Genomic DNA, 12,009 nt, shown 5'->3' with positions numbered 1-12,009 from the left:
CACGATTCGGCATCCAGCCGCAAACACAGCGCAGACGCTCGTCGCGCCGCATATACGGCCACAACCTGCTACTAAGGCTACACGAGCACGAAGAGGCAGTTCTGGACAATGTAGCAGCAATAATGTAGCTAATGTTGCCCTGATCAGTCATACCGGACCGCCGTCAGTTCCACCACCCGACGACCGGACCCGTCAATAGGCCAACCGCGCGATCTGTTCCAAATTATTCAGCACCGCGCAGGCATCGAACCCCGCAAAATATCCGGAGCCCCGAACCTGACGATGACAATTCCCGACCAAGAGAGTGCTAACAGTTAACTACACTAGGGATCAAGTCGGCTGATGACATCCGAAAGAGACCCCGAGTTGGCTAATGCATTAGGGGATTACGAATTTACGCAGCGAATTACCCGGTCCCGTCCAGGAACGAGCCGAAAACGATCCGCACGGGAATGGCCATCCGGGGCGGGACGTGAAGATCCAGAACATGCTGCCCTCCGGGGCCCGGCCGGGCCACTTGGCCCAGGTGGGGGCAGCCACCCCGAGGACGACCGCTTGTCCGGAGTCGACGTCGTTGCCGCTATGCGCGCGAATATCCTTGCCCTCGTGATCAGCTCAGGGCCATCGCCGCTACGACCCGGACTGATGCCGACCACGCGGAATCCGCTCAGCCGCAGCGTTCGGGCCGATCATGGCGGGGGTGGATCGCGGCCTGAGCGGTCACCACCGGCGCGCGACCTGGCTGTTCGAGCTTGACAGCTCACGAATCCAAGGATGACGCCACCGCCGAAACCCGTCCCGACCTGTCAATGCCGGAGACATGTTGTGCCCCCAGTCGGATTCGAACCGACACTTTGCAGATTTTAAGTCTGCTGCCTCTGCCAATTGGGCTATAGGGGCGCCCGGTCAGCGTACCGACTCGTACTGCCGTACCGAAATACTCCTCGGACGGCTGTGCCTGCCACGCTAGGCCGGATGGGCATACCTGGGTGACGAGTGGCACATGATGGCGAGGTTCACGGCGTGTCGCCGCCCTCATATGCTGCTCGTCGAAGAATTTGCCGGTTCAGTCGGTGGCGTCTGCGGACTGAGCCTTGTCGGGGTCTTCGGCGGGGGTGGTGCGCAGCACGGAGTGGCGGCGGCCGTAGGCGACGTAGACGAGCAGGCCGAGAGCCATCCAGACCACGAAGCGGAGCCAGGTTTCGACGGAAAGGTTGAGCATCAACCAAGCGCAGGCCAGGACGGCGAGTATGGGGATGAGGGGGACCAAGGGGACTCGGAAGCCGCGCGGGAGGTCCGGACGGGTGCGGCGCAGGATGAGCACCCCGATGGCAACGAGCACGAAGGCGAACAGGGTGCCGATGTTGACCATCTCTTCGAGGGTGCCGAAGTCGATGAAGCCGGCCAGGATCGCGCAGATGACACCCACGATGATCGTCAGGCGCACCGGGGTGCCGTGCTTGCCGGTGTGGGCAAGCCTGCGCGGCAGCAGCCCGTCGCGGGACATGGCGAACAGCACTCGGGTCTGCCCGAGGTACATCACCATGACGACGGTGGTCAGACCGGCGAGCGCGCCGATGGAGATGATGTTCTTCACCCAGGTCGCCCCGTGGATCGCGAAGGCGGTGGCGAGCGTGGCATGGTCACCGGCGAGGGCGGTGTAGGGGACCATGCCGGTGAGCACGAGGGAGACCGCGACGTAGAGCACCGTGACGATCAGCAATGAACCGAGAATGCCCCGAGGCAAGGATTTCTGCGGGTTCTTCGTTTCCTCGGCGGTGGTCGCGACGACATCGAAGCCGATGAACGCGAAGAACACCAGACTGGCGGCGGCGAGCAAGCCGTACCAGCCGAAGGTGCTGTGGCCCGCGCCGGTGAGGAACGAGAACAGCGACTGGTGCAACCCCTCACCTTCGGCTCCCGGCTGAGACGGCGGAATGTAGGGCGTCAGGTTCGACGAGTCGAAATAAGTGGCGCCGACGACCAGCACCAGCGCGACCACACACAATTTGATAGCCACCGCCACCGCGGAAACCCGGGATGAGACCTTCGTGCCGACCGCGAGCAACACCGCGAGAATCGCGATGAGGAGTACGGCACCCCAATCGAAGGTGATAGGCCCCAGATGCACGACCGGCTGTCGCGACCCCATCACTTCACCGAGGTACTGCGACCACCCCTTGGCCACTACGGAAGTCGCGAGCGCGAACTCCAGAATCAAGTCCCAGCCGATGATCCAGGCCACCAGCTCACCAAAAGTCGCGTAGGAGAACGTGTACGCACTGCCGGCTACCGGCACAGTCGAGGCGAACTCGGCGTAACAGAGCGCCGTGAGCCCACAGGCGATCGCGGCGAAGACAAAGGCGAGCGAAACCGACGGCCCTGCAACGTTTCCGGCGGTCCGCGCGGTGAGGGTGAAGATACCGGCACCGACGACGACGGCGACACCGAAGACCGTGAGGTCCCAGGCGGTCAGATCCTTGCGTAGCTTGGAGTCCGGCTCGTCGGTGTCCTGGATCGACTGCTCCACGGATTTGGTGCGGAACAGAGCGTTTCGACGATCGGGTCGCGAAGTCGTCACACGGTCTCCTTGTATCGTTGATCTCGAAGGGGTTACTCGAGACCTCGCTGAATGCTAGTGAACGCCTTGCATGTGTCGGCTCACCAAGGGTGACAAGGCAACGACTACCAGCCCCGCGAGAATCGCGACCGCACCGGTGATGCCGAAGTAGGCGAATTCGTGGTCGGCATCGTAGAAGCGGGCCAGCGTGCCCGACATCGAGGTGCCGAGGCCGACCGAGAAGAAGTACAGCGCCATCATCTGGGCGCGGAAGGCTTCGGGAGCCAACTGCGTGGTGACCGAAAGCCCGATGGGCGAGAGCAGCAACTCCGAGACGGCGAACGCGGCCATGACAGCGAACACCGCCAGTGCGGGGACCGACTTGCCCTCGGCACTCGAGAACAGCACGAACAGCCAGAATGCCAAGCCCATACCGATGACGCCCATGGCGAACTTGTGCGGGGTACTCGGCGCTCGGTTACCGAGTTTGGTCCACATCAACGCGAAAAGCGGTGACAGCAGGATGATCCAGACCGGCTCCACCGAACCGATCCAGCTCGACGGTGCGGTCCAGCCGAAGATGCTCCAGTTCATTCGCTCGTCGGAATACACCGCGAGCACCGTGAAGATCTGCTGGAACAGCGACCAGAACACGGCGTTCGCAATGAACAGCGGAATGAACGCACGAACTCGGCTGCGCTCGACCGTGGACACCTTGGCGCTGGTCAGCATGACGACGAAATAGCCGATCGACGCGACGACGATGACGCCGGTGGTGACCTCTGAAAGGTTGTTCAGGTTTACCAGCCCGGTTGCCAGCACTATCGCGACAACGATCGCGGCACCGACGAACAGTGCCGCGATCGGGCGCAGAGCACTGCGCGGCAACGGGTTAGGCACCTGCCTGCCCGCAGCGCCGAGGTTGCGGCGGAACACCACATACTGCGTCAGACCGACCGCCATGCCGATCGCGGCAGCGCCGAATCCATAATGAAACCCCCAGTGCCGTTGCAACAGGCCGGTGAGCAGCGGGCCGCTGAAGGCGCCGAGGTTGATCCCGAGATAGAACAACGTGAAGCCGCCGTCGAAACGCGGATCGCCGGGCTTGTAGAGGGTGCCCAGCAGCGAGGACGCGTTGGCCTTCAGCCCGCCGCTTCCGAACGCGACGAGCACGAGGCCGACACCGACACCGACCAGGCCCGGCAACACTCCGAGCGCGACATGCCCAGCCATCACCACTACGCCGCCGTAGAACACGGTGCGCTCCATACCGAGCAGCCGGTCGGCGATCCAGCCGCCGAGCACCGTGGACAGATAAACCAGGCCGCCGTACGCACCGACGATGCCGACGCCGGTGCTCTGCGATAACCCGAGACCACCCTCGGTCGTCGAGTAGTACAGGTAGTAGCCCAGGATGGTGAGCATCCCATAGAACGAGAATCGTTCCCAGAGCTCGACACCAAAGAGGTTGGTCAGTCCAATGGGATGACCGAACAGGGTCCGTCCCTCGACCGGTTGCTCAGTTACGGCTGTGTCGGACATGCTCCGACGATCCCACGCCAGGATGGAAATATCCGAGAACCGCGAGATCCGTAAGAATGTTTCAGTGATCAGGGTTGATGTTCAGGTGATATGACCGATGATCTGAACAAAACCTCGCATCACCGGATTGTGGAGCTCACCTGTGCGGGGCTCGATACCGTGCGGCGATCGCAGATCGTGGCGAAGGACAGTCATCGACACCGCCTGGCCGTAAGAATGCTCCGCTTGTCGACTCATTAGGCTGGACATCACGGCGGATCGGCACTGATCGCGCGTTTTCATCGACAGTGGCGTCGCGGCGGCACACGGTCCACGAAGGCGGGTACACCGATGATCGAAGCCGAAGTCACCGTGCCTGTCGCCCCCGAGCGGGCGTTCGCGGCCCTTGCCGAGGGCTGGCTGTATGCGAGCTGGGTAGTAGGCGCATCGCATATTCGGGAAGTCGATCCCGGCTGGCCCGCAGTCGGCACCCGTATCCACTACAGCCTCGGACTGTGGCCGCTGACCGTGCAGGATGTCACCGAGGTGCGCGCGGTAGACCCACCTCGGATGCTCGACCTGGAGGCGCGGCTGTGGCCGCTCGGCTCGGCTCGCATTCGCTTGAACCTGGACGAAGTGTCGCCCGGCGTGACGCGGATCAGAATGACCGAGCATGCCATGCGCGGCCCCGGTCAGTTGGTGCCGAAAGCCGTGCAGAGCCTGCTACTGCAACCGCGCAACCAGGAGTCGCTGGCACGACTGTCCGATCTCATCATCGGCAAATCCCGCCCGCAAAGGTAACCGGACCTCAGGCGATCGACAACGCGATGCCATCGAGGATGTCGTGCTCACTCACGATGAGTTCGGAAATGCCCGCACGCCGGGACAATTCGTCGGCGAGTACCTCGGTGATCACCGCGCCGCCGCCGATGACATCGACGCGGCCGGGATGCATCGGACCGAGGGCGGCGCGCTGGTCGTGATTCATGGCGATCAAGCTGTCGCAGACCGCGCGGATCTCCTGCGCATTCAGGCGGGTCAGATGCACTCGCTCGGAGTCGTATTCGGGGAGATTCAGGGCGACGGCGGCAATGGTGGTCATGGTGCCCGCGACGCCGACCCACGTGTGCGCGCTCTCGACGGGCACGCGCGCGAAGGCCTCGGCTAGTCGCTGCGCGGCGAATTCCCTTGCGGTACTGACTTGTTCGGCCGTCGGCGGGTTGCCGGGCAGACAGCGCTCGGTAATTCGGACGCAGCCGATGTCGGCCGAAAATGCGGCCTGCACACCCGCACTGTCGCCGAGGACGAGCTCGGTCGAGCCACCGCCCAGGTCGACGACCACGAAAGGGCCACGCTCGCTGGACAATTCGCCGACCGCTCCGGTGAACGACAGCCGCGCCTCCTCGTCCCCGGTGATCACCTCGGCCTCCGCGCCGGGCACCACGGTACCCAGTTCGGCACGGGCCATAGCGAAGAAGTCCTCCCGGTTGGAGGCATCGCGAGTGGCAGAGGTGGCGACCATCCGCACGCGGCTGACGCCGGCCTCGCGCATCAATACCGCATAGTCGGCCAGCGCGACCCTGGTGCGTTCGATGGCCTCAGGGGCCAGCGAGCCGGTCGCGTCGACGCCCTGACCGAGCCGGACGATGCGCATCTCACGATGCACGTCCGCGAGGCCGCCGTCGCCGAGCACGTCGGCGATCAATAGTCGGATCGAATTGGTGCCGCAGTCGACGGCTGCTACTCGGTCACTCATGCTGTGCTCCGTCCACTTCCACCGCGAGGTCCACTCGCCGCGAGGTCCCATTCAGCGCCGGTCAGCGCTCGTCCGCGTGCGCCTCGGTCTGTTGGTATGTCGGCCAGTCGGTGGGGATCGCCGTGCCACGCAGACCATTGTCGGCCGCGAGAGCCACCGCCTCGTCGCCGAACGGATTCACCCCCGGCCCCTTCGCCAGAGCGTGCGCGATCAGCACGTGCAGGCATTTCACCCGCTCCGGCATCCCGCCACCGGTGAAATCGGTGCCGAGGGACTCGATGTCGTTGCGCTCGGCCAGATAGCTCTCGTGCGCGGCACGGTAGGCGGCGGCCAATTCCGGGTCGGCGGCGAGCCGGTCGGTCATCTCCCGCATCACACCCGCCGATTCCTGCCTGCTCGCCTCGGCGGTCAGCCTCGGGTCGGTCAGGTAATACAGCGTCGGGAAAGGCGTGCCGTCGGGCAGCCGGGGCGCGGTCTTCACCACTGCGGGCAATCCGTCCGGGGTGCGATAAGCGACGGCGAGCACACCGCGCGGTTCGCGGCCGAGTTGCTTGGCGATGATCTCGAGATCACGGTCGGTCGGTTCGGTCACCTGGGTCCTTCCGGTCCTGGCGGGGGCGGTGCGACAGGCGGCGGTCCGGGCGGCGGCGACGCCACCGGATCGGCCGCGGGGGCCTGCGGTTGGGAGATGCTGCGCCACAGCTCGGTGTACCAGGGGTCGGGCGCCTTCGATTTGGGCGCCGCGGTCGGCTGGGCAGGTGCTTCGATACCGGGCACCTGCACGATGTAGGGCGTTTCGCCGGGCATCACCAGCCGCAGTCGATCCCTGGCCTCGGACTTGACGTAGGCCGGATCCTGCTGCTGCGCACGGCGATCACGCAACCGGGCCAGATCGGCTTCCAGCTCGGTACGCTGCTGCGCCAAGTGCGCCGCCTCGGCTTGCTGCGTGAAGTAGGTGCGCAGCGGCACCGCCAGGGTGAGTGCCAGTGCGCACACGACGATGGCGAGGACTACCGCTTTACCCGTGGACAGGCCGAGGATGGTGTGCTCATGCCGGTCGTCGTGGGCACCGGACCGCGCTTCGCTCTTCTGTGGCGCTGCTTTCTTGTCCGAATCCGCCCGCTTGCGCGAGGTGCGCGCGGCGGCCGGGCGGGCAGTGGTGTCGGCAGGGCGCGGCCGGACGGCGCGCGACGTGCGGCGGTTCCCGCGTCCGGCCGGACTGGTACCACGCGCACGTCGCTCCGTCATACTGCTCCCCTACTGACTAGCCTTCGAACGCGAACCGCGGGAACGCGACGTCACCCGCATAGCGAGCCGAGTCCCCGAGCGCGTCTTCGATCCGCAGCAGCTGGTTGTACTTGGCGACCCGCTCGCTACGCGCCGGTGCACCGGTCTTGATCTGGCCACTGCCGACCGCGACGGCAAGGTCGGCGATGGTGGTGTCCTCGGTCTCGCCGGACCGGTGGCTCATCATGGTCTTGTAGCCATTGCGATGCGCCAGCTCTACCGCGTCCAAAGTCTCGGTGAGCGTGCCGATCTGGTTGACCTTCACCAACAGCGCATTGGCCGCGCCCTTGGCGATGCCTTCTTCCAGACGCTCCGGGTTGGTGACGAACAGGTCGTCGCCGACGATCTGGATCTTGTCGCCGATCTCGTCGGTGAGCGCGACCCAGCCGTCCCAGTCGTCCTCCGACAGCGGGTCTTCGAGGGAGACCAGCGGGTAGGCGGTGAGCAGTTCCGCGTAGAACTGTGTCATCTCGGCGGCAGAGCGCACGCTGCCCTCGAACTTGTAACCACTACCCGAGGTGTAGAACTCGGTAGCCGCGACATCGAGCGCCAGCGCGACATCGGTGCCGAGCTTCAGGCCGGTCTTCGCGATGGCGACGCTGATCAGGTCGAGCGCCTCCTTGGTGCCCGCGACCGACGGCGCGAAGCCACCCTCGTCACCGAGACCGGTCGACAGGCCCTTCGACTTCAGCACGGACTTGAGCGCGTGGTACACCTCGGTGCCCCAGCGCAGCGACTCCTTGAAGGTGGCCGCGCCGATCGGGGCGACCATGAATTCCTGCACGTCCACGCCGCTGTCGGCGTGCGCGCCACCGTTGAGGATGTTCATCATCGGCACCGGGAGCACGTGTGCGTTCGGGCCACCGAGGTAGCGGAACAGCTCCAGCCCCGAGGATTCGGCGGCGGCGCGGGCCACGGCGAGCGAGACGCCGAGCAGCGCGTTGGCACCCAGGCGCGACTTGTCGGGGGTGCCATCGAGATCGAGCAGCACCTGGTCGACGGTGCGCTGTTCGACGGCGTCCAAGCCGATGACGGCAGGCGCGATCTCGTCGAGCACACCCTCGACGGCCTTCTGCACGCCCTTACCGCCGTAGCGATCACCGCCGTCACGAAGTTCTACGGCCTCGTGCTCGCCGGTAGAGGCACCCGAGGGCACCGCGGCCCGGGTAAGGGTGCCGTCGTCGAGGGCGATCTCGACCTCGACAGTGGGGTTACCGCGAGAATCCAGGATCTCGCGCGCTCCGACCTGTTCGATGATGGCCACGAAACGACACTCCTTCGGCTGCTGGCACGGTGGATAACACGGGAGAACCGTGCGCCTGCGAGCCTAACGCCCCGTCCCCGCTCTGCCACAACGCCCCGGTCGGCGCGCCCTGATCTGCGCACCCGATCCACCACACAATGCCGATCGATCCGGTCCGATCCATGCTCCCGATCCACCACACCACACCCGAAAAAACACATCACCCGCCGAATTGCACGCCCCGGCAGGCCCACGCTGCCCGACCCAGCGGCGCCAGGTCTGCCGCATCGTGACGGTCGACCTGGTCGCCCACACCGCATCACTCCTCGGGGTCCGCACCGAGCGTGTGCGGCGGCCGGACCACGTCCGGATCCCTGGGCGGGGGCTCGGATGTCGCGGATGTGTCGGGGTCGAAACGCGGGTTATGCGCGGCGGCCAACGCTGTAGGCCGCGGCGCGGTCGCGCACTGTGAGTAGGTAGGTATTGGACTGGTTGTAAGTGAGCAGCGCGCTTTGCCAACCGCGCTCAGAGGTCAGGTCGCCACCGCTGGCACACAGGTAGCGGGCGGCGGTGAGGGCGGAATCGTCGATGTTCTGCGGGTCGATCACGCCGTCACCGTTGGCGTCGACACCCCAGCGTTTCCAGGTTTCGGGAATGAATTGCAGTGGGCCGAGTGCTCGATCGTAGACCGGGTCGCCATCGAGCTTGCCGCCGTCGGTGTCACGCACGAGCGCGACGCCGGGGGACCCGTCCAGCGGGATGCCGATGATCGACGGGCGCACGGAGCCGTCGGCGCCGACCTCCGCCCCCCGGTGCGTGCCGTGCTTGCTCTCCACACTCGCGATGCCTGCGAGCGTCGTCCACGCGATGCCGCAGTCCGGCCGCGATCGCGTCAGCACCGCCGCCGCATACCCATACGCCGCCAAAGCGATCGACGGGATGCCGAGCCGGTCGGCCTGATCATCGGCCCAACCGCGTAACTGCACGGCGGTACGACCCGGCGCATCCAGATCGATCACGGGCAACGCAGTACCGGGGCCGGGCGGAATATCCTCGGGAATCGGTGGCAGATTGCGTTCCCCTCCGCAACCGGCAAGCACAACGGCCACTATCGCAGCGGCCAGGACGCCGGTCTTCTTCAGGAGCATCCCTCCATCATCCAGATCCGGCGCGCCACTCCTACGAAACCGGAGCGCACGACCATCAGGGGAGGAGTTCTCTGGTGGCGTTGTGGGTCGGGGATTCGAGGATTGTGGGGGTGCTGCCGGATTCGACGATGCGGCCGTGGTCGAGGACGACTACCTGGGGGCAGTGGGTGAGGGCCAAGGGGATGTCGTGGGTGATGACGAGCAGAGCGGTGTTGTGGGCGGAGCGGATGTGGTCGAGCAGAGCCATGATCGTGGATGCGGTGGTGTGGTCGAGGGCGGAGGTGATTTCGTCGCAGACCAGGACGGCAGGGGCGGCGGCCAGTGCGCGGGCGAGGGCTACTCGTTGGCGCTGGCCACCGGATAGTTGGTGGGGGTAGCGGGTGGCCAGGTCGGCAGCCAGTTCGACCGAATTCAGCAAGTCTGTGATGCGTTGGGCTAATTGCTTTTTCGGTATGCCGCCGATGCGTCGAAGTGGGCGGCCGAGGGTTTGGGCGACGGTTCGGCGGGGGTTGAGAGCCGATCTCGGATTCTGCGTCACCAGCTGGATGCCGTTGCTGCCGTGCCGGATTCGTCGGCGTGGGCCGACAGGGATCGGCTCGCCGTGCAATTCGAGCGCCCCGGTGGCCTCGCGGTGCAAGCCTGCGATTACACGGGCAAGAGTGGTCTTGCCTGCACCGGAGGCGCCAACGACAGCGAGTGCCGAACCTCGACGCAAGGTGAGGTCGATGTCCGCCAACACCAGGTGACCGGCCACCGAGGCACCCACGTTCCGGACGCGCAATACCTGCTCCGCAGACCTGTCGCCGGGCTGGGCTTGTCGCTGAATATCTTGCCGGGCGGCACGCCGGACTTCGTCGGCCGGCTTGTTTTCGGCGCCGTCATCTGTGTTCCGGAGTCGGGTGTGTGATGCCGTTACGACAGGGGCTCCGTTGCGGCGCCCGCCCGCGGTCGCCGCGACCAGGTCCGGCGCGGCGATCGGGCGGCTCGGGCGTGGTTGTGCGGCGCCGAGTTCCACGATGTCGTCGGCGATGGCGTGGACCGCGGCGGTGTCGTGGCCGGAGAGCAGGATTGCCACTGAACGGTGGGTGGCGATGTCGGCGAGGACGCGAGCGATTTCGGTGCGCAGCGCGCCGTGCAGGCCCGCCAGGGGCTCGTCGAGGACGAGCACGTCGGTGTGGCGAACCAAGGCGCGGGCGAGGGCGACGCGGCGTTGTTGGCCGCCGGAGAGTTCACCGGGGTGGCGACGCAAGTGTTCGGCCGACAGACCGACCAGCTCGAGCGTTTCCAGCACCGAGTCGCAGGAACGGTCTCGACTGACCTCACCGAGCAGCGTGCGCACCCGCATCAGCGGATTGAGCGCGGAGCCGGGGTCTTGGCCGACATAGGCGATGTGGTCGCGACGGAAGCGTTGCAGTGCAGCGTGTTTCAGCGTGAACGGGTCGTGGCCTGCGACCCGCGCGACGCCCGCGGATCGGCTGGCGCCCGCGGGTAGATGACCGAGCAAGGCGCGCATCAGAGTCGTTTTGCCCGAGCCGGAGGGGCCGGTCAGTGCGGTGACGGTGCCCGCGGGCATGCCGAAGGTGATGGGGCCGAACAGTTTCTGACGGTTCGAACCGCACACCGTCAAGGTATCGACGTCGACCAGTGTGTTCATGCCTGCTCCCCTCGTCCGAATACCGAGACCGCAAGATTCACGCTCACCGCGACGACGGCGATCGCCAGGCTCGGCGCCAGTACCGCCCAGGGGTTGAGCAGCATCCCGGCGGCGTTCTCGCGCACCATGACCGCCCAGTTGCTCGCGCCGAGCGTGGTGGGCAGCTGCAGGAACGAGGCCGTACTCACCAGATAGATGCCCGCGACGAAACGCAGACCCAGCTGTGCCGCGAGCACTTCACGGAGGTTCGGGATCACCTCACCGAACACCAGGTGTGTCAACGATTCCCCGCCGGCCTGCGCACTCTCGACATAACCACTGGCCGCCACACCCACCGCCGCCGCGGTGAAAACCCTGGCACAGTACGGCATACCGAACAGCAAGGCGACCACGATGAGCCCATACGTACCCGCATCCGGCCACGCTGTGAGCACCAGCAGGATCCCGAGGACAGCGGGCACCAGCATCGCGAAATCGCCGGCCCGCTCGATCACCACACCGACCTTCGGACGCAGCGCGGCAACAGCGCCGAGCACACAGGACACCGCCGTCACGGCCACCGCGATCACCGCGGCGAGCAACAACAGCCCCCAACCGCCATAGAGCAATTGGCTCAGCACATCACGCCCCAGCCGATCGGTGCCGAGCCACGCGCCGCCGCCGGGCCGCGTGAACGGAATGCCGACCGGCGTCTCGGCCGCATACGGCGCCAACGTCGGTCCGACCACCGCGACAAGCATCACGACGACAGCAGGCAGCACCGTCAGCAACCGGATGCGATGCACGGGGAGCTGTTGCCTCAGTGCCCGCACAGCGACCACGTCCCGCCTACATCGCGGA

At 66.0% G+C, this 12,009-nt stretch carries 10 protein-coding genes and 1 tRNA gene; 1 reads left to right on the top strand and 10 read right to left on the bottom strand.

What is annotated here, in order from left to right; all coding sequences use genetic code 11:
• Positions 1 to 826 precede the first annotated feature (826 nt).
• The 3 genes from AB0M74_RS16190 to AB0M74_RS16180 all read right to left on the bottom strand — a co-directional run bounded on the left by AB0M74_RS16190 (position 827) and on the right by AB0M74_RS16180 (position 4,102).
• Positions 827 to 900, bottom strand: a tRNA-Leu gene (locus AB0M74_RS16190).
• Positions 901 to 1,066: 166 nt separating this feature from the next.
• Complete coding sequence (locus AB0M74_RS16185) at positions 1,067 to 2,581, bottom strand: amino acid permease (RefSeq protein WP_366527022.1); 1,515 nt, start codon at positions 2,579 to 2,581, stop codon at positions 1,067 to 1,069.
• 54 nt (positions 2,582 to 2,635) lie between these two features.
• Complete coding sequence (locus AB0M74_RS16180) at positions 2,636 to 4,102, bottom strand: oligopeptide:H+ symporter (RefSeq protein WP_366527021.1); 1,467 nt, start codon at positions 4,100 to 4,102, stop codon at positions 2,636 to 2,638.
• A 330-nt stretch (positions 4,103 to 4,432) separates the two neighbouring features.
• On the opposite strand from AB0M74_RS16180, the gene AB0M74_RS16175 reads away from it, so the two are divergent.
• The gene (locus tag AB0M74_RS16175) at positions 4,433 to 4,882 is read left to right on the top strand and encodes an SRPBCC family protein (protein WP_366527020.1); all 450 of its coding nucleotides are present in this window, start codon (positions 4,433 to 4,435) and stop codon (positions 4,880 to 4,882) included.
• Between the two features lie 7 nt (positions 4,883 to 4,889).
• On the opposite strand, the gene AB0M74_RS16170 is transcribed toward AB0M74_RS16175, so the two are convergent.
• From AB0M74_RS16170 to AB0M74_RS16140, 7 genes are all read right to left on the bottom strand, one after another.
• Positions 4,890 to 5,837, bottom strand: coding sequence for a Ppx/GppA phosphatase family protein (locus AB0M74_RS16170; protein ID WP_366527019.1), 948 nt, complete (start codon positions 5,835 to 5,837; stop codon positions 4,890 to 4,892).
• A gap of 61 nt (positions 5,838 to 5,898) precedes the next feature.
• Positions 5,899 to 6,429 carry a DUF501 domain-containing protein gene (locus tag AB0M74_RS16165; RefSeq protein WP_366527018.1) on the bottom strand — a complete coding sequence of 177 codons (531 nt, stop codon included), beginning with the start codon at positions 6,427 to 6,429 and terminating at the stop codon, positions 5,899 to 5,901.
• A complete protein-coding gene (locus AB0M74_RS16160; RefSeq protein ID WP_366527017.1) occupies positions 6,426 to 7,085 on the bottom strand; it encodes a septum formation initiator family protein in 660 nt (219 codons plus the stop codon). Before AB0M74_RS16160 ends, AB0M74_RS16165 begins: the two co-directional genes overlap by 4 nt.
• A 16-nt stretch (positions 7,086 to 7,101) precedes the next feature.
• Positions 7,102 to 8,388 (bottom strand): phosphopyruvate hydratase, encoded by a 1,287-nt coding sequence (gene eno / locus AB0M74_RS16155; RefSeq protein WP_366527016.1) that lies wholly within the window; start codon positions 8,386 to 8,388, stop codon positions 7,102 to 7,104.
• A 401-nt stretch (positions 8,389 to 8,789) separates the two neighbouring features.
• Positions 8,790 to 9,515: a lytic murein transglycosylase gene (locus tag AB0M74_RS16150; RefSeq protein ID WP_366527015.1), complete on the bottom strand. Its 726-nt coding sequence runs from the start codon at positions 9,513 to 9,515 to the stop codon at positions 8,790 to 8,792.
• A 55-nt stretch (positions 9,516 to 9,570) separates the two neighbouring features.
• Positions 9,571 to 11,169: an ATP-binding cassette domain-containing protein gene (locus AB0M74_RS16145; RefSeq protein ID WP_366527014.1), complete on the bottom strand. Its 1,599-nt coding sequence runs from the start codon at positions 11,167 to 11,169 to the stop codon at positions 9,571 to 9,573.
• Entirely contained in the window at positions 11,166 to 11,981 is an 816-nt protein-coding gene (locus tag AB0M74_RS16140; protein ID WP_366527013.1) for an ABC transporter permease subunit, read from the bottom strand. Before AB0M74_RS16140 ends, AB0M74_RS16145 begins: the two co-directional genes overlap by 4 nt.
• Positions 11,982 to 12,009: the final 28 nt, after the last annotated feature.

It is taken from the genome of Nocardia sp. NPDC051463 (assembly GCF_040681975.1).
In the GTDB taxonomy this organism is placed as follows: domain Bacteria; phylum Actinomycetota; class Actinomycetes; order Mycobacteriales; family Mycobacteriaceae; genus Nocardia.
The sequence above is the reverse complement of the archived record's forward strand: the minus strand, read 5'-3'. Positions and strand labels throughout refer to the sequence as shown.

What these genes read in the sequence shown, in the direction of transcription:
- AB0M74_RS16180 (WP_366527021.1), bottom strand. Translation starts at nt 4,102, where the DNA reads ATGTCCGACACAGCCGTAACTGAGCAACCGGTCGAGGGACGGACCCTG.
- AB0M74_RS16175 (WP_366527020.1), top strand. Translation starts at nt 4,433, where the DNA reads ATGATCGAAGCCGAAGTCACCGTGCCTGTCGCCCCCGAGCGGGCGTTC.
- AB0M74_RS16170 (WP_366527019.1), bottom strand. Translation starts at nt 5,837, where the DNA reads ATGAGTGACCGAGTAGCAGCCGTCGACTGCGGCACCAATTCGATCCGA.
- AB0M74_RS16160 (WP_366527017.1), bottom strand. Translation starts at nt 7,085, where the DNA reads ATGACGGAGCGACGTGCGCGTGGTACCAGTCCGGCCGGACGCGGGAAC.
- AB0M74_RS16150 (WP_366527015.1), bottom strand. Translation starts at nt 9,515, where the DNA reads ATGCTCCTGAAGAAGACCGGCGTCCTGGCCGCTGCGATAGTGGCCGTT.
- AB0M74_RS16145 (WP_366527014.1), bottom strand. Translation starts at nt 11,169, where the DNA reads ATGAACACACTGGTCGACGTCGATACCTTGACGGTGTGCGGTTCGAAC.